Source organism: Microbacterium sp. SY138, from assembly GCF_039729145.1.
GTDB classification, from domain to species: Bacteria; Actinomycetota; Actinomycetes; order Actinomycetales; family Microbacteriaceae; genus Microbacterium; species Microbacterium maritypicum_A.
Map to the genome: position 1 here is coordinate 865,784 of NZ_CP155793.1, position 23,803 is coordinate 889,586.

The 23,803-nt window shown below is 67.1% G+C and carries 17 protein-coding genes and 1 tRNA gene; 16 read left to right on the top strand and 2 right to left on the bottom strand.

Annotated elements, in window-relative coordinates; genetic code table 11:
• Positions 1 to 148: 148 nt before the first annotated feature.
• From ABDC25_RS04035 to ABDC25_RS04055, 5 genes are read left to right on the top strand one after another with little or no spacing between them, the layout of a single operon-like run.
• A complete protein-coding gene (locus ABDC25_RS04035) occupies positions 149 to 1,438 on the top strand; it encodes a sugar ABC transporter substrate-binding protein (RefSeq protein ID WP_021199002.1) in 1,290 nt (429 codons plus the stop codon).
• A gap of 15 nt (positions 1,439 to 1,453) precedes the next feature.
• The gene (locus tag ABDC25_RS04040) at positions 1,454 to 2,428 is read left to right on the top strand and encodes a sugar ABC transporter permease (RefSeq protein ID WP_167253068.1); all 975 of its coding nucleotides are present in this window, start codon (positions 1,454 to 1,456) and stop codon (positions 2,426 to 2,428) included.
• Complete coding sequence (locus tag ABDC25_RS04045) at positions 2,425 to 3,258, top strand: carbohydrate ABC transporter permease (protein ID WP_017828171.1); 834 nt, start codon at positions 2,425 to 2,427, stop codon at positions 3,256 to 3,258. Before ABDC25_RS04040 ends, ABDC25_RS04045 begins: the two co-directional genes overlap by 4 nt.
• Positions 3,255 to 4,766: a glycoside hydrolase family 3 N-terminal domain-containing protein gene (locus tag ABDC25_RS04050; RefSeq protein WP_347124963.1), complete on the top strand. Its 1,512-nt coding sequence runs from the start codon at positions 3,255 to 3,257 to the stop codon at positions 4,764 to 4,766. Before ABDC25_RS04045 ends, ABDC25_RS04050 begins: the two co-directional genes overlap by 4 nt.
• A gap of 15 nt (positions 4,767 to 4,781) precedes the next feature.
• A complete protein-coding gene (locus ABDC25_RS04055; RefSeq protein WP_021199005.1) occupies positions 4,782 to 5,648 on the top strand; it encodes a MurR/RpiR family transcriptional regulator in 867 nt (288 codons plus the stop codon).
• Positions 5,649 to 5,750: 102 nt separating this feature from the next.
• Here the strand turns inward: ABDC25_RS04055 and ABDC25_RS04060 are convergent, their stop codons facing one another.
• Positions 5,751 to 6,671 (bottom strand): sugar kinase, encoded by a 921-nt coding sequence (locus ABDC25_RS04060; protein WP_021199006.1) that lies wholly within the window; start codon positions 6,669 to 6,671, stop codon positions 5,751 to 5,753.
• A 163-nt stretch (positions 6,672 to 6,834) separates the two neighbouring features.
• Here ABDC25_RS04060 and ABDC25_RS04065 point away from each other — a divergent pair, with 163 nt between their 5' ends.
• The 6 genes from ABDC25_RS04065 (at position 6,835) to rpoC (ending at position 20,020) form a co-directional block, all read left to right on the top strand.
• The gene (locus tag ABDC25_RS04065; RefSeq protein ID WP_021199007.1) at positions 6,835 to 8,508 is read left to right on the top strand and encodes an ABC transporter substrate-binding protein; all 1,674 of its coding nucleotides are present in this window, start codon (positions 6,835 to 6,837) and stop codon (positions 8,506 to 8,508) included.
• 88 nt (positions 8,509 to 8,596) lie between these two features.
• A complete protein-coding gene (locus tag ABDC25_RS04070) occupies positions 8,597 to 9,601 on the top strand; it encodes an ABC transporter permease (RefSeq protein ID WP_017828176.1) in 1,005 nt (334 codons plus the stop codon).
• 34 nt (positions 9,602 to 9,635) lie between these two features.
• Positions 9,636 to 10,601, top strand: coding sequence for an ABC transporter permease (locus tag ABDC25_RS04075; protein WP_021199008.1), 966 nt, complete (start codon positions 9,636 to 9,638; stop codon positions 10,599 to 10,601).
• Positions 10,598 to 12,316, top strand: a complete 1,719-nt coding sequence (locus tag ABDC25_RS04080; RefSeq protein ID WP_021199009.1) for an ABC transporter ATP-binding protein — start codon at positions 10,598 to 10,600, stop codon at positions 12,314 to 12,316. The genes ABDC25_RS04075 and ABDC25_RS04080 overlap by 4 nt, the downstream gene beginning before the upstream one ends.
• 245 nt (positions 12,317 to 12,561) lie before the next feature.
• On the top strand, positions 12,562 to 16,065 hold the full coding sequence (locus tag ABDC25_RS04085; protein ID WP_021199010.1) for a DNA-directed RNA polymerase subunit beta: 3,504 nt from the start codon (positions 12,562 to 12,564) through the stop codon (positions 16,063 to 16,065).
• 79 nt (positions 16,066 to 16,144) lie between these two features.
• Positions 16,145 to 20,020: a DNA-directed RNA polymerase subunit beta' gene (rpoC, locus tag ABDC25_RS04090; RefSeq protein WP_021199011.1), complete on the top strand. Its 3,876-nt coding sequence runs from the start codon at positions 16,145 to 16,147 to the stop codon at positions 20,018 to 20,020.
• A 212-nt stretch (positions 20,021 to 20,232) separates the two neighbouring features.
• On the opposite strand, the gene ABDC25_RS04095 is transcribed toward rpoC, so the two are convergent.
• Positions 20,233 to 20,367: a hypothetical protein gene (locus tag ABDC25_RS04095; RefSeq protein WP_268741822.1), complete on the bottom strand. Its 135-nt coding sequence runs from the start codon at positions 20,365 to 20,367 to the stop codon at positions 20,233 to 20,235.
• An 87-nt stretch (positions 20,368 to 20,454) separates the two neighbouring features.
• Here ABDC25_RS04095 and ABDC25_RS04100 point away from each other — a divergent pair, with 87 nt between their 5' ends.
• The 5 genes from ABDC25_RS04100 (at position 20,455) to ABDC25_RS04120 (ending at position 23,719) form a co-directional block, all read left to right on the top strand.
• Positions 20,455 to 21,384 (top strand): PfkB family carbohydrate kinase, encoded by a 930-nt coding sequence (locus ABDC25_RS04100; protein WP_347124968.1) that lies wholly within the window; start codon positions 20,455 to 20,457, stop codon positions 21,382 to 21,384.
• An 86-nt stretch (positions 21,385 to 21,470) separates the two neighbouring features.
• Positions 21,471 to 21,555: transfer RNA gene (locus tag ABDC25_RS04105), tRNA-Tyr, on the top strand.
• Between the two features lie 150 nt (positions 21,556 to 21,705).
• Entirely contained in the window at positions 21,706 to 22,341 is a 636-nt protein-coding gene (locus tag ABDC25_RS04110) for a hypothetical protein (RefSeq protein ID WP_347124970.1), read from the top strand.
• Positions 22,342 to 22,380: 39 nt separating this feature from the next.
• Positions 22,381 to 22,872 carry an FBP domain-containing protein gene (locus tag ABDC25_RS04115; RefSeq protein WP_021199015.1) on the top strand — a complete coding sequence of 164 codons (492 nt, stop codon included), beginning with the start codon at positions 22,381 to 22,383 and terminating at the stop codon, positions 22,870 to 22,872.
• Positions 22,873 to 22,918: 46 nt separating this feature from the next.
• Positions 22,919 to 23,719 (top strand): enoyl-CoA hydratase/isomerase family protein, encoded by an 801-nt coding sequence (locus tag ABDC25_RS04120; RefSeq protein WP_136025359.1) that lies wholly within the window; start codon positions 22,919 to 22,921, stop codon positions 23,717 to 23,719.
• The last annotated feature ends 84 nt before the right edge of the window (positions 23,720 to 23,803 follow it).

Here is a 23,803-nt window from a genome sequence, read left to right on the forward strand (position 1 = left end):
GGGGAGCCTACCGGGAGAAGCTGATGTTACGGCCGCGTGACGATTGTGAGAGGAACTTGCAGGTAATTAGTTAGTCGTGGATACTTTTTCCTAACCCCCGGTGAGTACCCGATGCTTGCCAGGACTTTTCAAAGAGGAGATCCCCGCAATGCACAAGCGCATTCTCTCGGCCGTGGCGCTCGGCGCCGTGGCCACGCTCGCCCTCGCCGGTTGCGCCGGCGGCAGCGACACCGGCTCCACCGACGGCAAGGGTCAGGAACTCACCGTCTGGATCATGAAGGGCACGAACCCCGATGCCTCCGCCTTCTACGACAAGGTGTCCGACGCCTTCGAGAAGGAGACCGGCGCGACGGTCAAGATCGAGGAGATCCAGTGGGCTGACGCCCACGACCGCTTCGTGACCTCCATCGCCGGCGACACGACCCCCGACATCGCCGAGACCGGCACCACCTGGACCGCCGAGTTCGCCGACGCCGGTGCGCTCGAGCCGCTCGACGAGTACGTCGATGCCGAGAAGGGCCTCCGCGACGACCTCGTCGAGGGCCTCGAGGTCGCCGGCACCTACGACGGCGAGCTGTACGGCATGCCGTGGTACGCGGGCGTCCGCTCGCTCGTCTACCGCGCCGACGTGTTCGAGGAGCTCGGACTCGAGGCCCCGAAGACGTGGGACGACATCGTTGCTGCGGGCGACGCCATCAAGGCCGCCAAGCCCGACATGCTCCCCTTCCCGGTCCCGGGCGACGCCGAGTTCCAGGTCTACCCCTGGGTCTGGGGCGCCGGCGGCGAGATCGCCACGAAGGACGGCAAGACCTGGACCAGCGAGTTGGACAGCACGGAGTCGCAGGCCGGCATCGAGTTCTACACCGGCCTGGCCACCGAGCACGGCTTCTCCTCCGCGGGTGCGACCACCTGGAAGGAGACCGACCTCCGTGACGCGTTCACCCAGGGCAACGTCGCCATGATGCTCTCGGGCTCGTGGACGCCGAAGTCGCTCGTCGAGGCGAACCCCGACCTCGAGGGCAAGATCGGCGCGGCCGTCATCCCGGGCGAAGACGGTGGCATCGCTCCGTCCGTGCTCGGCGGATCGCACCTCTCGGTCTTCAACACGACCAAGAACGCCGACCTGGCGTGGGAGTTCGTCAAGCTCATGACCACCGGCGAGTTCGCCGAGCAGTGGTCGAACGAGACCGGCTACTTCCCGGGCGTTCAGTCCGCGATGGAAGAGGCGCTGGCCTCGACCGACCCGCTGGTCGCACCGTTCGCCGAGCAGATGGTCGACGGCGGAGCATCCGTTCCGGTCACCCCGAACTTCGGAGCCGTGCAGGCGAAGAAGACGACCAACTCCATGATCCAGGCCATCCTCAGCGGACAGAAGGACGTCGCGACCGCGACGAAGGACGCCGCCGCCGAGATGACCGAACTCCTCAACCAGAAGTAAGGAAGCATCCCTTCCATGTCGATGGTGCAAGCGCCACTGCCGGCCACGAAGGCGGAGTCCACCTCCGCCTCCGTGGCCGGCGGCCGGAAGCGACGCGGTCTCTCGATCGTCGCGGCCCGCCCCTGGCTCCTTCTCGCGCCCGGGCTGGCCATCCTCGCGGTGCTCATGCTCTGGCCGCTCGTCCAGGTGTTCATCTACTCGCTGCAGGACTACGGTCTGCGCGAGATCAACACCGGTGAGAACAACTGGATCGGTCTCGACAACTACGTCGAGGCGCTCACCAACCCGACCCTCTGGACGGTGGTGCTGCCCAACACCGTCGGGTTCGCCGCCGTGGCCGTGTTCGTCACGGTCGCCGTCGGCACGCTCGTCGCGCTCCTGCTCGCACGCCTCGGCACCACCTGGCGCGTCATCGTCTCCAGCTGCATCATGGTCGCCTGGGCGATGCCCGCCGTGACCGGAACCTATGTCTGGACCTTCATCTTCGATGCCGACCGCGGCATCTTCAACACGGTGCTGCGTGACCTCGGTCTCATAGACGACCCGGTGAACTGGTTCACCAACCAGTGGTCGTTCTACGCCATCGTGCTTCTCAATGTGGTGCACCACGGCTTCCCGTTCGTCGCCATCACGGTGCTGGCCGGCCTGCTCGGTGTCTCGAAGGAGATGCTCGAGGCCGCCGCTCTCGACGGTGCCGGCGCCTGGCGTCGATTCTGGAAGATCATCTTCCCCACGCTCAAGCCCGTCTTCTCGGTCGTGATCATCCTGTCGACCATCTGGGACTTCAAGGTCTTCGCGCAGGTGTACCTGATGCCCGGCGGTGGGGGTGGCAACCGTCAGGTGCTCAACCTCGGCGTCTGGTCGTATGTGGAGTCCTTCGGCCAGAACCGCTACGGCTTCGGTGCGGCGCTCGCCGTGCTGCTCACGCTGGTGCTGATCGGCATCACGATCGTCTACATCCGCTCCCTCATGAAGGAGGACGAGCTGTGAACCCGCGCCCGAGGCTCCGCTCCCGCATCGGAATCGGGATCGCGGTCGCCGCCGTCCTGATCTTCACGCTGTTCCCCGTCTACTGGATGGTCTCCAGCGCATTCGACGGCAAGGCGTCCAGCGGTGGCCAGTCACTGCTCCCGCAGGAGTTCACGTGGGACAACTTCGCCTTCGTGCTCACCGACGGCGGATTCGGCACCTACCTGCGCAACTCGGCGATCGTGGCGCTCGTCACGGTCCTCGTGAGCGCGCTCGTGTGCCTGCTCGCCGCGGTCGCGGTCGCGCGCTTCAAGTTCAAGTTCCGCACCACGATCCTGATGATGATCCTGATCGTGCAGATGGTGCCGCTCGAGGCGCTCGTCATCCCGCTCTTCCTCCAGGTGAAGAGCCTCGGTCTGCTCAACAGCATCCTCGGCCTGATGGTCGTGTACGTCGCACTGTCGCTCGCGTTCGGCATCTGGATGCTCCGCGGCTTCGTCGCCGCCGTCCCGGTCGAGCTCGAGGAGGCCGCGTACATCGACGGCGCGAGCTGGTGGCGCATGTTCCGATCGGTGCTGCTGCCGCTGGTGATGCCCGGCCTCGTGGCGACCAGCATCTTCAGCTTCATCACCGCGTGGAACGAGTTCATCTTCGCGATGACCATCCTGGGCGCGCAGACCGACCAGTACACGGTCTCCATCGGTCTGAAGTCGTTCTTCGGCCTGCACTCCAACGACTGGGGCAGCATCATGGCCGCGTCGACGATCATCACCGTGCCCGTCATGATCTTCTTCGTGCTGGTGCAGCGCAAGCTCGCCTCCGGCATGGTGGCGGGAGCGGTGAAGGGATGACCGACGACCTCGAACGCCTCGCGAACGGCGTGCTGTGGCCGGGCTTCTTCGGCACGGAAGCCCCGGAGTGGCTCCGCGACGAGCTGCGCGACGGACTGGCCGGGGTCGTGTACTTCGGTCAGAACGTCGGCGCGGGTCTTCCCGCCCTCAGCGCCGCGATCCTCGACGCGAACCCCGACGCCCTGATCGGCATCGACGAGGAAGGCGGCAGCGTCACCCGGCTCGAGTCCGCCACCGGCTCGACGGTTCCGGGCGCCGCCCAGCTCGGTCTGCTCGACGACCTCGTCGCGTCGGAGAAGACCGGCGCCGAACTCGCGCGTCGGGTGCGCGCCGTCGGGGCCAACGTGGTGCTCGGTCCGGTCGCCGACGTCAACACCGACCCCCGTAACCCGGTGATCGGCGTGCGGGCCTTCGGTGCTGACGAGGCGCTCGTCTCACGGCACGTGGTGGCGACGATCGACGGCATCCAGGACGGGGCGGTGGCCGCCTGCGTCAAGCATTTCCCGGGCCACGGCGACACCCACATGGACTCGCACCACGCGCTCCCCGAGATCACTCTGGATCTCGACGAGTTCGAACGGGTGCACCTCGAACCGTTCCGCGCTGCGGTCGATGCCGGCGTCGACGCGGTCATGACCGCGCACATCGTGGTTCCGGCGTGGGGCGAGCAGCCCGCCACCCTCAACCCGCGCGTGCTCGGCATGCTGCGCGACTGGGGCTACGACGGCGTCATCATCACGGACGCCCTCGACATGGCCGCGATTCGTGAGACGGTCGGACTCGGCGGGGGAGCAGCCCAGGCGCTCGCTGCCGGCGCAGACCTCCTCTGCATCGGCAACCCGACGAATCCGGGCGATGCCGCTCTTCCCGACCAGGACGAGCAGGACTTCCGCGCCGCCAGAGACGGGATCGTCGCCGCGCTGCGCGACGGTTCGCTCTCGCGGGCGCGTGTCGAGGAGGCGGCAGCCAGGGTCGCATCCCTCGCCGCCAAGCTCCGCGTCGCTGCGGAGCAGACGCACGAGCCGATCGAGCCCTTCGACGCGGCGGAGATCGTGCGCCGCGTGGTGACCGTCTCCGGCGACGCCCCGCAGGCGACGTCCGAACTCGCCGTCATCGACGCACGTCGACGCTCGACGCTCGCCGTCGACAGCGCGGGGTCGTACGTCGCGAGTGCGCTGGCCGGAGATGGCCTGCGGGTGCGCCTCGACGTGGCATCCGCCCCGGTCTCTGAACAGGACCGCGTGATCGACGAGGTCTCCGCAGCCGCAGGCACGACGGTGCTGCTGATCGATCGTCCCGACACGGACGCCGCGCAGCGTGCACTCGTCGAGCGTGCCGCTGTGCGTGATCCTCGTGCGGTGGTCGTCAACGTCGGCCTCCCCACGGAGAATCCGCTGCCGCTGCCGACGATCGAGGTCGCCGCAGCCAGTAGGCTCGGTGCGCAGACGGCGCGTGAAGCACTCCTGGGGCGGTTCCCGGTGCAGCAGAGGATGACCAGCGCCGGCTGAGACGGGATTCCCTCCATGGACGACGACGTTCTCGCTCGGGTGCGGCGCTCACTTCCCAAGGTGAGCGCCGCCGAAGCGCGCGTCGCGGAGACGATCCTGGGAGACCCGACACTCGTCGTCGACCTGGCGATCAACGATCTCGCCCAGCTCTGCCGCACGTCGCTGTCGACGGTCGCCCGGTACGCCCAGGCTCTCGGATACAGCGGGTACCGGGAGCTCAGGGTCGCAGTCGCCCGCGCGGTCACCCTGGAACAGGCGCAGCAGGCCCGGTTCGGTCTGGACACCACGGCGATCGATCCCGACGACGGTCCAGCGGCGATCGCCGCCAAGCTCGCTGCGCAGGAGATCGACGCCATCGAGAAGACCGCCCTGGCGCTCGACCCCCTCGCCCTCGATCGGGTCGCCCGCGCCGTGGTCGACGCGCGGCACATCGACCTCTTCGGTCAGGCGGCGTCGTCGCTGACGGCGCAGGACCTGCAGTTGAAGCTGTCACGTATCGGATGCTCCGTGTCGCACTCGGCGGACCCGCATCTCGCGGTCACGACGGCTTCGCTGCGGACTGCCGACGATGTGGCGATCGCGTTCTCCCACGGCGGAGAGACCGCGGAGACGCTGCGTGCCCTCGAAGTCGCGCGCGATGCCGGAGCCCTCACCGTGGCGGTCACCAGCGCACCGGACTCGCCGCTGGCGCTCGCAGCCGATGTCGTGCTGCTCACGCACGCGCACGAATCGCCGTTCCGGATGGCCGCGATGTCGAGCCGCATCGCTCAGCTCGCGCTCGTCGACGTGCTGTTCGTGCGTGTCGTGCAGCACCGCGGCGAACCGGTTGCGGTCTCGCTTCAGCGGACCCACGACGCCGTTCCCACACGACGCCGCACCTGATGATCGGTATCCGCCTCGTCGGGCGGAGGCCGCTGCGTGAGGCGGAGTTGTGGGCGTAGCTGTTCCTCCCCGCGGGGATCTCTCCGTCCGCGGCGACGCGCCTCAGTCCACGTGATCGCGCGTGCTCACCAGGGCACGCGTCGCGATGCGGTGCCCTCGGGCGACGCTCCCCGCCAGCGACAGGCCGGTGAGGATCCCGGCGAGGAAGCCGGCCGCGAAGGCATCTCCGGCCCCGATGGTCTCCACCACGGGTGCGTCCAGCGCGTCGCTCTCGGCGGTCTCCGTGCGGTCGAACGCCACGGCCCCGCTCGAATCGGTGACGAGCAGATACCGCGGCTCAGGGAAGAGTGCTCGCAGCTGCTGCGGATCGCTCGTCCCGAACACGGCTTCCGCGTCGGGCCTGGTGCAGAACACGACGTCGGCCCGGCGTGCGAAGTCGGAGACGATCCTCCTGCCCTCCGCCTCGCGGCCGCGCCAGAGCGCCGGTCGCCAGTTCAGGTCGAAGCTGAGCAGCCGGTCGGATCGTCGATCCGCGAACAGGGCCTCCTGGGCCGCGAGCGCCGAGGCAGAGAGCGCCGGCGTGATGCCCGAGGTATGCACGAGTGCGGCATCGGCGAGGAGGGCGGATGCCGCCGGTGTGGTCAGCGTCTGCGGTGAGAGGGCTGCGGCGGCGGAGCCGGCACGGTAATAGTGCATGGTGCCGTCGACCGCTCCGTCGTCACGGGCCGAGAGTTCTTTCACGTAGAGGCCGGTGGGCGCGTCGCCGTCGACTTCGACCGCGGAGGCGTCGACGTCATGGGCGTGCAACTCGGCGAGGAGGAAGCGTCCGAATCCGTCGTCGCCCACACGGGAGAGGACCGAGGTGCGAATGCCCGCCGAGGCCAGGGCGATCGCGGTGTTCCACTCGGCGCCCGCGAGGGAGCGGTGGAAGGTCCGGCAGTCCTCGAGCGGACCGGCGGTGGCGGCGACGAGGGCGACCATGCCCTCGCCGAAGCAGACGGCGAGCGGGGTGGTGTCTGGCACGATCTGGACACTACCGGATCGGTGCGGGCTGCGCCGATATCGGATTGCAACATGGATGCGTTTGGCATCTGAGGATCTGCTGGGTACCGTCGAGTCATCACCGTCCCCGAGGCGAAGAAGCCTCGGGACGCGCAACGAAGCGCCCGACAGGGAAGGTCACACAATGCACCAATCAGTCAAGCGTCGGCGAGGACTCATCGCCGTAACCGGAGCCACGATCGCTGCGCTCGCCCTCGCGGGCTGTGTCGCCAGCGAGCGTGGTGACGAAGGGTCTGAAGGTTCCGGCGACGTCGACGGCACGTTCGTCTTCGCCGCCTCCTCCGACCCGGCGAGTCTCGACCCCGCCTTCGCGCAGGACGGCGAGAGCTTCCGCGTCTCGCGTCAGATCTTCGAAGGTCTCGTCGGCACCGAGCCCGGTACCGCCGACCCGGCACCGCTCCTCGCCGAGTCGTGGGAGTCGTCCGAGGACGGCATGTCCCATACCTTCGAGCTGAAGAAAGACGTCACGTTCCAGGACGGCACGCCGTTCAACGCCGAGGCCGTCTGCGTGAACTTCGACCGCTGGTTCAACTGGACAGGGCTCGCCGCGTCCGAGGCCTTCGGCTACTACTACAACAAGCTCTTCAAGGGGTACGCCTCGAACGCGGCGGATGCCGTGTACAAGTCCTGCACCCCCGACGGCGAGAACTCGGTCACGATCGAGCTGAACAAGCCGTTCGCCGGCTTCGTCGCCTCGCTCTCGCTGCCGGCCTTCGCCATGCAGAGCCCCTCGGCGATGCAGGAGTTCGGCGCGGATGAGGTCAGCGGCTCCGCCGAGGCCCCGCAGCTCTCCGAGTATGCGATGGGTCACCCCGTCGGCACCGGGCCCTACGCCTTCGAGGAATGGGCACCGGGCGAGCAGGTCACGCTCAAGTCCTATGACGGGTACTGGGGAGACAAGGGACAGGTCGACGAGATCATCTTCCGCACGATCGACGACCCGACCGCTCGCCGCCAGGCGCTCGAGTCCGGATCGATCGACGGCTACGACCTGGTCGGCCCCGCTGATACCAAGGCGCTCGAGGACGACGGCTTCACCATGGTGTCGCGTCCGCCGTTCACGATCCTCTACCTCGCCTTCAACCAGGCGGTCCCGGAGCTGCAGGACCCGAAGGTCCGTGAGGCCCTCTCGTACGCGGTCGACAAGGATGCGCTGATCAGCCAGGTGCTGCCGGAGGGCACGCAGAAGGCGATCGAGTTCGTGCCCGAGGTCGTCAACGGCTACAACCCCGATGTCACGACCTACGACTACGACCCCGAGAAGGCGAAGTCGCTGCTGGCCGAGGCGGGCTACACCGAGGCGAACCCGTTGAAGCTCACCTTCAACTACCCGGTCAACGTCTCGCGTCCCTACATGCCGGACCCCGAGCAGATCTTCACGGTGCTGTCGTCCCAGCTCTCCGAGGTCGGCGTCGAGACCACCCCGGTCTCGGAGGAGTGGGTCGAGTACCTCGACCGCACCACCGGCACCTCGGACCACGGCATCCATCTGCTCGGTTGGACCGGCGACTACAACGACACCGACAACTTCGTCGGCGTCTTCTTCGGCCAGCAGAGCTCCGAGTGGGGCTTCGACAACCCCGAGCTGTTCCAGAAGTTGAACGAGGCGCGCGGCGTCTCCAACCTCGAGGACCAGACGGCGCTCTACGAGGAGATCAACGAGATGGTCGCCCAGTTCATCCCGGGCGTCCCGCTCGCGCACCCGGCGCCGACCCTGGCGTTCGACCCGCGCGTGAAGAGCTATCCCGCCAGCCCGGTGAACGACGAGGTCTTCACGGACATCGTCCTCACCAAGTAGGCCTGACCACCTGATACGACGCTCTCCCGGTCCCGCGCATTCAGCGGGACCGGGGGAACGGCGTACCTTCTGATCGACGGAGATCTTCGTGCTGCGCACCATCGGCAGGCGACTGCTGTTCCTCATCCCCACCCTGTTCGGGCTCAGCATCCTGCTGTTCGCCTGGGTCAGGGCCCTCCCCGGCGGCCCCGCGGTCGCCCTGCTCGGCGAGAAGGCCACACCCGAGGCCGTCGCGAGAGTCAACGAGCTCTACGGCTTCGACAAGCCCCTCATCGAGCAGTACTTCATCTGGATCGGACGCCTCCTGCAGGGAGACTTCGGCACCTCCATCCAGACCAACCGACCGGTGACGGAGGAGTTCCTCCGCCGGTTCCCCGCGACGCTGGAGCTGAGCGTCATGGCGCTCATCTTCGCGGTGGGCATCGGCATCCCGCTGGGGTACTGGGCCGCCCGCCGCCACGGGAAGTTCACCGACCACGCGTCGGTGGTGCTGAGCCTGATCGGCATCACCATCCCGGTGTTCTTCCTCGCGTTCATCCTGAAGTACGTCTTCGCGGTGCAATTGGGATGGCTGCCGTCGGACGGGCGCCAGAATCCACGAATAGACGCGACCCATCCCACCGGGTTCTATGTGTGGGACGGCATCATCACCGGCGAGTTCGATGCCGCATGGGATGCGATCCTGCACCTGATCCTCCCGGCGCTCGCGCTCGGCACCATCCCGCTCGCGATCATCGTCCGCATCACCAGGGCCAGCGTCCTGGAAGTGCAGAACGCCGACTACGTGCGCACCGGCCGCGCGAAGGGTGTCGGATCGCCGACGTTGCGGAACCGCTTCATCCTGCGCAACGCCATGCTCCCGGTGATCACCACGATCGGCCTGCAGACCGGGCTCCTGATCTCGGGGGCGGTGCTCACCGAGACGGTGTTCGCCTTCCCCGGAATCGGCTCGTTCCTGGCGAGAGCGATCTTCACCAGGGACTTCCCGGTCCTCCAGGGTTTCATCATCTTCATCGCGATCGCGTACGCGCTGATCAACCTGGCGGTCGATGTCTCCTACAGCTTCATCGACCCGAGAGTGAGGGTGCAGTGATGTCCCTCCCCATCGTCCGAAAGGAGGCGGTCGCATGACCATCGCGCTCCCGCCCGCCCAGGGCCCCTCCGCGGAGAGCGGCGGCAGCATCGACACCGTCGCCATCGCCCAGGCCGATCTGAAGAACGGCTCCGGCGGCTTCTGGCGGGACGTGTTCCGCCGCCTCCGCCGAAACCCGACGGCATGGATCGGCGCGGCCATCGTGGTGGCGTTCCTGCTCATCGCCGCGCTCGCGCCCCTGATCGCTCCCTACCCGGAGACGGCGCTGCCGGGTGCGAAGTACATCACGCCGACCTACATCCCGGGACCGGGGGAGCTGCCGCAGTTCCCGCTGGGCCTCGACCGCTTCGGCGGCGACGTGCTGTCCAAGCTCATCTGGGGCGCGCAGGCGTCTCTTATGATCGGCGTCATCTCCACGGCGATGGGCCTGGTCGGCGGCATGATCCTCGGTCTGCTCGCCGGCACGTTCGGCGGCTGGGTCGACACGCTCATCATGCGCATCGTCGACATCATCCTCTCGGTGCCGAACCTGCTGCTGGCGGTGTCGATCGCCGCGATCCTCGGGCAGACCCCGTTCGCCATCATGATCGCGATCGGGGCCTCCCAGGTGCCGATCTTCGCCCGGCTGCTGCGCGCCTCCATGCTGCAGCAGCGCTCCAGCGACTACGTGCTCTCGGCGCAGACGCTCGGTCTGGGTCGCGGCAAGATCACCATGTCGCACGTGCTGCCGAACGCGATCGGACCCGTGATCGTTCAGGGCACCCTGACGCTCGCCACCGCGGTCATCGATGCGGCGGCGCTGTCGTTCCTCGGCCTCGGCGGCGGACGGCCCGAGACGGCGGAGTGGGGGCGCATGCTCACCTACGCGCAGGCCGAGCTCGCCATCGCGCCCTGGCTCGCCTTCCTCCCCGGTATCTGCATCGCCGTCACGGCGCTCGGCTTCACCCTGCTGGGTGAAGCGCTGCGCGAGGCGATGGACCCCCGGACGAGGGCGCGATGAACGCGCGGGACGACGGTGCCGTGAGCGCCGCGAAGGAGAAGCAGATGTCGACCGAACCGTTGCTGTCGGTCCAGGGACTGGCCGTGGACTTCGCCACCATGGACGGCGTCGTGCACGCCGTCGAAGGCGTCGACCTCGAGATCCGTCCCGGCGAGACCGTCGCGATCGTGGGGGAGTCCGGCTCGGGCAAGTCCACCACCGCGATGGCCATCATCGGACTGCTCGCCGGGGGAGGCCGGATCGCGTCCGGCAGCATCCGGCTCGACGGCAAGGAGATCTCGCGGTCACCCGAGCACGAACTGCGCACGATCCGCGGTCGTGACATCGGTCTCGTGCCGCAGGACCCGATGTCGAACCTGAACCCGGTGGCGAAGATCGGCACGCAGGTGGCGGAGACGCTGCTCGCGCATGGCCTCGCCACCCGACAGAACGTGCAGGCGAAGGTGGTCGAGGCGCTGACCGCCGCGGGCCTTCCCGATCCGGCGCGGCGGGCGAAGCAGTACCCGCACGAGTTCTCCGGCGGCATGCGCCAGCGTGCGCTCATCGCGATCGGTCTGGCGTGCAAGCCGCGACTGCTGATCGCCGACGAGCCCACCAGCGCGCTCGACGTCACGGTGCAGCAGACGATCCTCGATCAGATCGGGCAGATGACGCGCGAGCTGGGCACGGCGGTGCTGCTCATCACGCACGACCTGGGCCTCGCCGCCGAGCGTGCGGAGCGGGTGATCGTGATGCACCGCGGCAAGGTGGTGGAGCAGGGCGATGCGCGCCAGATCCTGGAGGACCCGCAGCATCCGTACACGCAGTCGCTCGTGAAGGCGGCCCCGTCCGTCGCGGCGGCACGCCTGCGACCCGAGGCCTTCCGGACCCGGGAACGGGCGGCCGATGCCGTCGCTGCTGCCGATGCCGTCGTCGAGGCGGCCCCCGCGGACAACATCGTCGAGATCGAGAATCTCACCAAGGTGTACCCGGTGCGGGGCCGCGGCGAGGATTTCGTGGCCGTCGACGACGTGTCGCTGGTGATCCCGCGCGGGGAGACGGTCGCGATCGTGGGCGAGTCGGGTTCCGGCAAGACCACGACCGCGCGGATGCTGCTGAAGGTGATCGAGCCGACGAGCGGGCTGATCCGCTACGAGGGCAAGGACATCGCGTCGCTGAGCCGGGCGGAGACGAAGGAGTTCCGGCAGCAGGTGCAGCCGATCTTCCAGGATCCGTACTCGAGCCTGAACCCGATGTTCACGATCGAGCGCCTGATCGCCGAGCCGCTGGAGTTCTACAAGCGGGGGAGCGGCGCCGATCGGCGCAAGCGCGTGCGGCAGCTGCTCGACGACGTGGCCCTGCCGCAGTCGATGCTGCGGCGGTATCCGTCCGAGCTGTCCGGCGGCCAGCGACAGCGTGTCGCGATCGCACGGGCTCTCGCCCTCTCGCCGGATCTGATCGTCTGCGACGAGCCGGTGTCGGCGCTGGACGTGCTGGTGCAAGACCAGATCCTGAAGCTGCTCGGCGACCTGCAGCGGGAGTACGGCCTGAGCTACCTGTTCATCTCGCACGACCTCGCGGTGGTGCGGCTGATCAGCGACTACGTGTGCGTCATGAAGGACGGCAGGCTCGTGGAGGCGGCGACGTCGGAGGAGATCTTCACGAATCCCCGTGACCCGTACACGCGGCGTCTGCTGGCGTCGATCCCCGGCAACGAGCTGGGCATCGCGTCCTGAGATCACCTCCTCCGATCGCCGGGCCGCATGTGTTCCGGTCCGGCGATCGGAGACTCATACCGCAGCTTCCGAGATTGGTCAAGGACTGCGCTTGCCATGTCGCATAATCGTGCGTATAGTTAGTAGTTGCGCTCGTTTCTCCCTGCCCTCATATGGTGGTCGGCATCTGTCGAGTTCCCGGGCGCACACTCCACCTGACGACAAAGGAATCGAGAAGCCCTGCGGGGCTCACGGAGGTTATTCCCTTGGCTGCTGCTCGCAACGCATCCACATCCACCACCACCAAGAACGGACGCGGAGCTTCCCGTCTTTCGTTCGCCAAGATCTCCGACACGCTGACGGTCCCTGACCTTCTCGCCCTGCAGACCGAGTCCTTCGGTTGGCTGGTCGGCAACGACGCCTGGAAGGCGCGCGTGGCCGAGGCCAAGAAGCAGGGTCGCACCGACGTCAACGAGAACAGCGGTCTGGGCGAGATCTTCGAGGAGATCTCTCCGATCGAGGACCTCGGCGAGACGATGCAGCTGTCGTTCACGAACCCCTACCTCGAGCCGGAGAAGTACTCGATCGAGGAGTGCAAGGAGCGTGGCAAGACCTACGCCGCTCCGCTGTACGTCGAGGCCGAGTTCATGAACCACCTCACGGGTGAGATCAAGACCCAGACGGTCTTCATGGGCGACTTCCCGCTGCAGACCGACAAGGGCACGTTCATCATCAACGGCTCCGAGCGCGTCGTCGTGTCGCAGCTCGTGCGTTCGCCGGGTGTCTACTTCGACAAGACCCCCGACAAGACGTCCGACAAGGACATCGTGTCGGCGCGCGTCATCCCGAGCCGTGGTGCATGGCTCGAGTTCGAGATCGACAAGCGCGACCAGGTGGGCGTGCGCGTCGACCGCAAGCGCAAGCAGTCGGTCACCGTCTTCCTCAAGGCACTGGGCATGACCAGCGAGGAGATCCTCGCCGAGTTCGCCGGCTACACCTCGATCGAGGAGACGCTCGCGAAGGACACGATCGTCACCAAGGAAGATGCGCTCCGCGACATCTACCGCAAGCTCCGTCCGGGCGAGCAGGTCGCCGCCGAGGCCGCCCGCGCGCTCCTGGACAACTTCTACTTCAACCCGAAGCGCTACGACCTGGCCAAGGTCGGTCGTTACAAGATCAACCACAAGCTGGGCCTGGACCAGCCGCTGACCTCCTCGGTGCTGACCGTCGAGGACATCGTGGCCACGATCAAGTACCTGGTGCGCCTGCACGCCGGCACCGAGGAGACCTTCACGGGCATCCGCGGCGGCAAGAAGGCCGAGATCCGTCTCGCGACCGACGACATCGACAACTTCGGCAACCGTCGCATCCGCGCGGTCGGCGAGCTGATCCAGAACCAGGTCCGCACCGGTCTGTCCCGCATGGAGCGCGTCGTCCGCGAGCGCATGACCACGCAGGACATCGAGGCGATCACCCCGCAGACCCTGATCAACGTGCGCCCGGTCGTCGCCGCGATCAAGGAGTTCTTCGGAACGTCGCAGCTGTCGCAGTTCATGGACCAGAACAACCCGCTCGCCGGTCTGACGAACAAGCGTCGTCTCTCCGCGCTGGGCCCGGGTGGTCTCTCCCGTGACCGCGCCGGCGTCGAGGTCCGTGACGTCCACCCCTCGCACTACGGCCGCATGTGCCCGATCGAGACGCCTGAAGGCCCGAACATCGGTCTGATCGGTGCTCTCGCGACCTTCGCGCGCATCAACTCGTTCGGTTTCATCGAGACCCCGTACCGCAAGGTCGAGGGTGGCGTCGTCACCGAGCACATCGACTACCTCACGGCTTCCGAAGAGGTCGACTTCAACATCGCGCAGGCCAACGCCCCGCTCGATGCCAAGGGTCGCTTCATCGAGAGCCACGTGCTGGCCCGCCCCAAGGGCGGCAGCGGCGAGGTCGACATGTTCCTCCCGGAGGACATCGGCTACATCGACGTCTCCCCGCGCCAGATGGTGTCGGTCGCGACCTCGCTCGTGCCGTTCCTCGAGCACGACGACGCACAGCGCGCCCTCATGGGTGCCAACATGCAGCGTCAGGCTGTGCCGCTGCTGCGCAGCGACTCGCCGCTCGTCGGAACCGGTATGGAGGGCTACACGGCCATCGACGCCGGTGACGTGCTCACCGCCGACAAGGCCGGTGTCGTCTCCGAGGTCTCCGCAGACCGCGTCGTCGTCATGCTCGACGAGGGCGGGACGCAGGAGTACCACCTCCGCAAGTTCGACCGCTCCAACCAGGGCACGTCGTACAACCAGAAGGTCGTCGTCAACGCCGGTGAGCGCGTCGAGGTCGGAGAGGTCATCGCCGATGGCCCCGCCACCGAGAACGGCGAGCTGGCCCTCGGAAAGAACCTCCTCGTCGCCTTCATGACGTGGGAGGGTTACAACTTCGAGGACGCGATCATCCTGAGCCAGGACCTGGTGAAGGACGACACCCTCTCCTCGATCCACATCGAGGAGTACGAGGTCGATGCCCGCGACACCAAGCTCGGCAAGGAGGAGATCACTCGTGACCTCCCCAACGTCAGCCCGGAGCTGCTGAAGGACCTCGACGAGCGCGGCATCATCCGCATCGGCGCCGAGGTCCGCCCCGGCGACATCCTCGTCGGAAAGGTCACGCCGAAGGGTGAGACCGAGCTGTCGGCCGAGGAGCGTCTGCTCCGCGCGATCTTCAACGAGAAGAGCCGCGAGGTCCGCGACACGTCCCTGAAGGTGCCTCACGGCGAGCAGGGCACGATCATCGCGGTCAAGGAGTTCAACGCCGAGGACGGCGACGACGAGCTCGGCTCCGGCGTCAACCGCCGCGTCGTGGTCTACATCGCCCAGAAGCGCAAGATCACCGAGGGTGACAAGCTCGCCGGCCGTCACGGCAACAAGGGTGTCATCGCGAAGATCCTCCCGATCGAGGACATGCCGTTCATGGCGGACGGCACCCCGGTCGACATCGTCCTGAACCCGCTCGGCATCCCCGGTCGAATGAACTTCGGCCAGGTCCTCGAGACCCACCTCGGGTGGATCGCGAAGCAGGGCTGGAAGGTCGAAGGCACTCCGGAGTGGGCAGCCCGTCTGCCGGAGCAGGCATTCGAGGCCGCTCCCGGCACGAAGGTCGCCACCCCGGTGTTCGACGGTGCGAGCGAGGAGGAGATCGCCGGTCTCCTCGACGCGACCATCCCGACGCGCGACGGTGTCCGTCTGATCGACTCCAGCGGAAAGGCCCAGATGTTCGACGGCCGCTCCGGCGAGCCGTTCCCGGCCCCGATCTCGGTCGGCTACATGTACATCCTGAAGCTGCACCACCTGGTCGACGACAAGATCCACGCACGTTCCACGGGTCCGTACTCGATGATCACCCAGCAGCCGCTCGGTGGTAAGGCGCAGTTCGGTGGACAGCGCTTCGGTGAGATGGAGGTGTGGGCCCTCGAGGCCTACGGCGCCGCATACGCGCTCCAGGAGCTCCTCACGATCAAGTCCGACGACATCCTCGGCCGCGTCAAGGTGTACGAGGCGATCGTCAAGGGCGAGAACATCCAGGAGCCCGGCATCCCCGAGTCCTTCAAGGTGCTCATGAAGGAGATGCAGTCGCTCTGCCTGAACGTCGAGGTCCTCTCGGCCGACGGCACGCTGGTGAACCTCCGCGACACCGACGATGAGGCGTTCCGCGCCGCAGAAGAGCTCGGTATCAACATCTCCAGCCGCTTCGAGGCCGCCTCGATCGACGAGATCTAATCCTTCGGGGGCCCGGGACACGCGTTCCGGGCCCACCGAAGCAGACTTCTCAAAAAGAATTTCCGACACAGGAGAACTAGTGCTCGAGTCCACAACTTTCGATGAGCTTCGCATCGGCCTGGCGACCGCAGACCACATCCGCGCGTGGTCCTACGGCGAGGTCAAGAAGCCCGAAACCATCAACTACCGCACCCTGAAGCCGGAGAAGGATGGTCTCTTCGGAGAGCAGATCTTCGGCCCGTCCCGCGACTGGGAGTGCGCCTGCGGCAAGTACAAGCGCGTCCGCTTCAAGGGCATCGTCTGCGAGCGCTGCGGCGTGGAGGTCACCAAGAGCTCCGTCCGTCGTGAGCGCATGGGTCACATCGAGCTCGCCGCTCCCGTCACCCACATCTGGTACTTCAAGGGCGTGCCCTCGCGTCTGGGCTACCTGCTCGACATGGCGCCGAAGGACCTCGAGAAGGTCATCTACTTCGCCGCCTACATGGTCATCTCGGTCGACGAGGAAGCTCGTCACCGCGACCTGGGCACGCAGGAGAACAACATCCGCCTCGAGCTGAAGACGCTCGGCGACCGCCGCGATGCCAAGATCGCGGAGCGCCTGGCCAAGCTGGAGGAGGAGCTCGCTGCCCTCGAGGCAGAGGGTGCCAAGGCCGACGCCAAGAAGAAGGTCAAGGACGCCGCCGAGAAGGAGATGTCGCTCATCCGCAAGGGTGCCGACGAGGCGATCCTGAAGCTGGAGCGCGTGTGGGAGGACTTCCGCACCCTCGAGGTCGGTGCTCTGCGCCCGGAGGACGACGTCTTCCACGAGCTGCAGGACCGCTTCGGCCAGTACTTCGAGGCCTACATGGGCGCCGAGTCGATCCAGCGTCGCCTCGCGGCGTTCGACCTCGTCGCCGAGGCGGAGAACCTGCGTCTGCAGATCTCCGAGGGCAAGGGCCAGCGCAAGATCCGTGCGATCAAGCGCCTCAAGGTCGTCAGCTCGTTCCTCGAGACCGGCATGAGCCCGGCCGCGATGGTCCTCGACGTCGTCCCGGTGATCCCGCCGGAGCTGCGCCCGATGGTCCAGCTCGACGGTGGCCGCTTCGCGACCTCCGACCTGAACGACCTGTACCGCCGTGTGATCAACCGCAACAACCGTCTTCGTCGTCTGATCGACCTCGGTGCCCCCGAGATCATCGTCAACAACGAGAAGCGCATGCTGCAGGAGGCCGTCGACGCACTGTTCGACAACGGTCGCCGTGGTCGTCCCGTCACCGGTACCGGCAACCGTGCCCTGAAGTCCCTCAGCGACATGCTGAAGGGTAAGCAGGGTCGTTTCCGCCAGAACCTGCTCGGAAAGCGTGTCGACTACTCGGGCCGTTCGGTCATCATCGTCGGCCCGCAGCTGAAGCTGCACCAGTGCGGTCTGCCCAAGCAGATGGCTCTGGAGCTCTTCAAGCCGTTCGTGATCAAGCGCCTGATCGACCTCGGTCACTCGCAGAACATCAAGGCGGCCAAGCGCGCCGTCGAGCGCACCCGTCCCGAGGTCTGGGACGTGCTCGAGGAGATCATCCGCGAGCGTCCGGTGCTGCTCAACCGTGCACCCACCCTGCACCGTCTGGGCATCCAGGCGTTCGAGCCTCAGCTCGTCGAGGGCAAGGCCATCCAGCTGCACCCGCTCGTCTGCGCGGCGTTCAACGCCGACTTCGACGGCGACCAGATGGCTGTCCACCTGCCGCTGTCGGTCGAGGCTCAGGCCGAGGCCCGCGTGCTGATGCTCGCGTCGAACAACATCCTGAAGCCGTCTGACGGCCGTCCGGTCACCCTGCCTTCGCAGGACATGATCATCGGTCTGCACCACCTGACCACGGTCAAGGAGGGCGCAGCCGGTGAGGGCCGTGCGTTCGGTTCCGTGGGCGAGGCGATCCTGGCCAAGGACGAGGGTTCCCTCGACCTGCAGGCGAAGATCCGCATCCGCATCCCCGGTCTGACCTTCCTCGAGGGCGAAGCTCCCGAGGGCTACGAGCGTCACGGTCTCGTCGACGCCTCGCTGGGTCAGGCGATCTTCAACGACACGCTGCCCAAGGGCTACCCGTTCGTCCGCGAGCAGGCCGACAAGAACAAGCTGTCGCAGATCGTCAACAAGCTGGCCGAGGAGTACCCCAAGGTCGAGACGGCTGCCTCGCTGGACCGCATCAAGGACGCCGGTTTCTACTGGGCAACGCGCTCCGGTGTGACCGTCGCCCTCAGCGACATCCTCACCCCGCCGAACAAGGCGGAGATCGTCGCCGGCTACGAGAAGCAGGCCGCGAAGGTCCAGTCGCAGTACGAGAAGGGTCTGACGACCGACTCCGAGCGTCGCCAGGAGCTCATCAAGATCTGGACCGAGGCCACCGACGAGGTCCAGGCCGCCATGAAGGCGAACTTCCCCGAGGACAACACCATCAACCGCATGGTGTCGTCGGGTGCTCGTGGTAACTGGCTGCAGATCCGGAACATCGCCGGTATGCGTGGTCTGGTGAACAACCCCAAGGGTGAGATCATCCCGCGTCCGATCATCTCCTCGTACCGCGAGGGTCTGTCGGTTGCGGAGTACTTCATCGCGACGCACGGTACCCGTAAGGGTCTGGCCGACACCGCTCTGCGTACCGCCGACTCGGGTTACCTGACCCGTCGTCTGGTCGACGTCTCGCAGGACGTCATCATCCGCGAAGAGGACTGCGGCACGTCGAAGGGCCTCGAGCTCCCGATCGCCGCACCGAACTCGCAGGGTGAGCTCGTGCGCGACGCGAACGTCGAGAACTCGGTGTTCGCTCGTACGCTGGCCTCCGATGTCGTGAGCGAGTCGGGCGAGGTTCTCGCCTCGGCCGGTGACGACGTGGGTGACGTGCTGATCGACAAGCTCGTCGGGCTCGGTGTCGAGAGCATCAAGGTGCGCTCGGTCCTGACCTGCGACTCCGCCGTCGGTGTCTGCGCGCAGTGCTACGGCCGTTCGCTCGCGACCGGCAAGACCGTCGACATCGGCGAGGCCGTCGGCATCATCGCGGCCCAGTCGATCGGTGAGCCCGGTACCCAGCTGACGATGCGTACGTTCCACACGGGTGGTTCGGCATCGGCGGATGACATCACGCAGGGTCTTCCCCGTGTGCAGGAGCTCTTCGAGGCGCGTACCCCCAAGGGCGCGTCGCCGATCGCCGAGGCCGATGGCCGCATCGCGATCGACGAGACCGACAAGGGCAAGAAGGTCATCCTCACGCCCGACAGCGGTGACGAGCCGGTCATCTACCCGGTGCTGAAGCGTGCGACGCTTCTCGTCGAGGACGGGCAGCACGTCACGGTCGGTCAGCCGATCCTCGTGGGCACGCTCGACCCCAAGGAGATCATGCGCGTCATGGGCGCTCGCGAGGTGCAGCGTTACCTCGTCGGCGGCGTCCAGGGCGTGTACCGCTCGCAGGGTGTGCCGATCCACGACAAGCACATCGAGGTCATCGTCCGTCAGATGCTCCGCAAGGTCACCGTCGTCGATCACGCCGACACGACCCTGCTCCCGGGTGAGATGGTCGACCTCAAGCGCTACCAGTCGATCAACCGCGAGGCTGTGGCAGAGGGCAAGCGTCCCGCGTCCGGCCGTCCGGAGCTGATGGGTATCACGAAGGCGTCGCTCGCGACCGAATCGTGGCTGTCGGCCGCCTCCTTCCAGGAGACGACCCGCGTGCTCACCGAGGCTGCGATGCAGGGCAAGCGCGACCCGCTGGTCGGTCTCAAGGAGAACGTCATCATCGGTAAGCTCATCCCCGCCGGAACCGGTCTCTCGAAGTACCGCGACGTCACGGTCGAGGCCACCGAGGAAGCCAAGAGCGAGCGCTACCCGAACCGGATCTTCGCATCCGACGGTGCGTACGCCGACGGTGACTTCGGCTACGTCGACTTCGACGCGTTCTCGACGGACGACATCACCCCCGGTACTTACAACTGATCGAGGCGAGAGCCGCAGTACTGAGTACTGAATGACGAAGAAGGCCCCAGGCGACTCGCCTGGGGCCTTCTGCGTGCCCGGCGGTGTGCGACGTGGCGCGAGTGCACGGGAAGCTGCCGAGCGCACGGGTGACGTGTGTCGCCGAGCCGTGCACTCGTCGAGAAGCCGTGCAGTCGGCGGAGGATCCTGACACGCGCGGAGCGCGTTGGACGTCAGCCGAAGATGTGCTCCACGATGCTCGAGGTGTAACCGGTCGGCGCGAGGTTCGTGTAGCGCGTGTCGATGAGCACATCGCGAACGACGAGGAGGAGGAACGCGGCGGCAGCGCCGGCGAGTCGGGGCTTCATGTCCACACCGTACTGCTCGTCGGCGGCGCGACGGGAGAGGAACGCGATGCAGCCCGTCGGTGCACGGCGCCACGATAGTGTCGGCGGGTGAGCAATCAGACTTCTTCCGCCGGTTCCGTTGTCGTGATCGGCGATGCCTTGATCGATGAGATCCGCGACGATTCCGGCGTCCGCGAGCTCGTGGGCGGTGCGGCACTCAACGTCGCCGTCGGACTGCGGCGGCTGGGAGTCGAGACGACGCTGATCGCCATGGTCGGGGAGGACGAGGCAGGCGCGCACATCCGCGAGTACCTGTCCGACCACGGCGTGCGCCTGATCGGGAGTGAGGCTCCCCTCGGCTCGTCCCGCGCGATCGTGCAGCGGGCGGCCGACGGCGAACCGCAGTACGTCTTCAACGAGGCCGCCCAGAGACGCAGCATCCGATACTCCGACGACGCTCGTCAGGCGATCGCCGACGCCGGGCTCGTCGCGATCAGCTGCTTCCCCTTCGATGTGCCCGCAGAGGTCGAGGCACTGAGCGACGCCCTGGGAGAAGCACGCGTCGCGATCGATCCCAACCCGCGCGCCGGGATGCTCAGCGACCGGGAGGAGTTTGTCCGCGGATTCGAACAGCTCGTGGCTTCGGCTGCCATCGTCAAGGTCGGTGCGGATGATGCGGCGATCCTCTACGACGGTGACCTCGACGCGCTGCGCGCGCGCCTGCGGGACCTCGGTGCTGCGGCCGTCCTCGCGACCGCGGGTGCCGACGGCGCCACGATCGACGCGGATGCCGGCATCGTCTCCGCCCCCATCGCGCAGCTTCCCGGCGCGGTGATCGACACCGTCGGCGCGGGGGATGCGACTCTCGCCGCCGTCGCAGAGGGCCTGGTCACAGCGTCTCCGTCCGACCTGGGGGAGTGGCGCGCACTGCTGCTGCGCGCGATGGATGTCGCCGCCGCGACCTGTCGCGCAGAGGGCGGACTCCTGCGGACGCCCGAGTCGCTGGAGGCCTCCGGTCGCGGCGTGAGCGGCAGCTGACGGTCCGATTTCTTGCACCCGCCTCCGACAGGTATGCTTGTCTCTCGTGCCCCCGGTTGGCTGTCGAAGTCGGACGGGTGCGCTCTGGCGAGTTACCCAAGCGGCCAAAGGGATCTGACTGTAAATCAGACTGCTCTGCATTCGGGGGTTCGAATCCCTCACTCGCCACCATCACCTCCGCGGAAGACTGCGGAAATCCGAGGGCCCACGCGATCACCGCGGGGGCCTTCTCTCATCCCCGCCTCCCGGATGTCGCCACCATGAATATGGTGGTCACATGCTCCAGACGATCCGCGCCCGCGTCGACCTCGGAGCGCGACCATGAGCGCCCCCGCCGGGTGGTACACCGATGACCAGGGAGCGACGCGATGGTGGGACGGATCCCGATGGGATGGCGAGGCGCCGACCCCCGTGACGTCGGGAGACTTCCCGTCGGTCCCGGAGGGAACGAGCGCAAACACCATATGGGTGTGGCTGATCGTGCTCCTCCCGGTGCTCAGCGCGATCGCCGCCATCGGATACCTGGTGCAGATGCAGCAGGGGATGTTCGACATGCTCGCCGTCGTCCCGCTGGACCGCTCGTCGTCCCTCGACGTGGAGAGATTCATCGCCGCGGAGATCAACGCCTTCCTCACGCCGTGGTACCTGGTCCTGACGCTGTCGGGCTGGACGATCTACGGGCTCTCCGTCTGGTTCGCCGCCCTCGATGCCCGCGAGCTCGCCGGCCGAGGGTTCTCCCGACCTTTCCCCTGGGCGTGGACCTTCTTGTCCTCTCTCGTCTACGTGATCGGTCGTCATGTCGTGGTCCGTCGACGGGGAGGACGGGGGTCGGCGCCGCTGATCGTGATGATCGCCATCCAGGTCGTCTTTCTTCTCGCGGCGTCCGTCTGGGCATCGGTGTTCGCGGCTCAGCTGTTCGAGACGGTCTTCTCGATGGTCACGATGCGGCGGATGTGACGTGGCCCCGCGAGTGCGAACGGTTCATAGACTGGACTGATGCGACCGCTCACCGAAGCCGAAGTCCGGGCCTCGTTCGTCAATGCGGATGCCGACGAACTGCGCCTCATGGAGATGCCGCACGACTTCCTCCTCGTCGACTGGGACTATCTCGACTTCTTCGCCTGGCAGGATCCCGGCGCGAGTCGCCGTGGCTATGTGCTGATCCCGCACGACGAGGAGATCGTCGGCATCGTGCTGCGCGCGACGGATCCCGGACGTGCGCGTTCGGGCATGTGCAACATCTGTCACACGATGCAGCCCGGCAATCAGGTCGCGCTCCTTTCCGCACGTCGGGCGGGGGAGGCGGGGAAGCGCGGCGACTCGTTCGGCACCTACATGTGCGCCGACCTCTCCTGCCACGAGAACGTGCGTCTCGCCCACCCGCTCGCACCGAACGAGGTCAGGACTCCGGGGCAGGTCGACTTCCGCCTCGACGGCACGCGTCGCCGAATGGAGAGCTTCGTCTCGCAGGTCTGGGAGCGGGTCTGATCGCGGTTACGCTGGTCCCACACGTCCTGCGCTCGAAGGAGAAGCCATGAGTGATGCCATCCTGTTCGCCGTCGAAGAGGGATTGGCACGGCTGACGCTGAACCGCCCCGCTCGCCTCAACGCCTTCAACGCCGACCTCGCACACGCCTGGAAGGACGCGACGGCCGAGGCGACGTCGAGATCCGATGTGAAGGCGATCCTGATCGATGCCGTCGGCCCCGCTTTCTGCGCCGGGGGCGATGTGATCGACATGGCGACGACGATGGGGGCTTCCGGCGCGGAGATCACCGCTCTCGCCGAGGTCATCAACACCGGCATCCGCTCGTTGACGGAATCGGCGGTGCCTGTCGTCGCCGCTGCCCACGGCACCACGGCCGGCGGTGGTCTGGGGATTCTGCTGTGCAGCGACTATGCCGTGGTCGGCTCGCGATCGAAGCTCGGCAGCCTCTACGCGAACATCGGTCTGACCCCGGATCTGTCGGTCTCCGCTCAGCTCGCCCGTGCCGTCGGTCAGCGCCGTGCCCTGCAGCTCGTGCTGCAGGATCGACTGCTGTCGTCGGCGGAGGCTGTGGACTGGGGTCTCGTCGCCGAGGCCGTCGAAGGTGCGGACGCCGTCTCCGAGGCGGAACTGGTGCGTGCTCGCGGTGAGGAGATCGCGCGATTCTGGTTGGCGGGCGCCGCAGACGCCTACGGCCAGGCGAAGCGGCTGGTGCGATCGCAGCCGGAGCGCACGTTCGTCGAGCAGCTGAGTGAGGAGGCGCGTTCGATCGGAGCAGCCCTGGAGACGCCGGATGCGCAGGCCAGAGTCGCAGCCTTCGCCGCAGCATCGGCGAAGAAAGCCGGCTGACCTCTCCTCCACAGAGGCAGAGATCGGGAAAGGTCTTCGGCGACGAGGGCGGCGCCCGTGGCATCTGCGGGCGCGCGTGGCAGG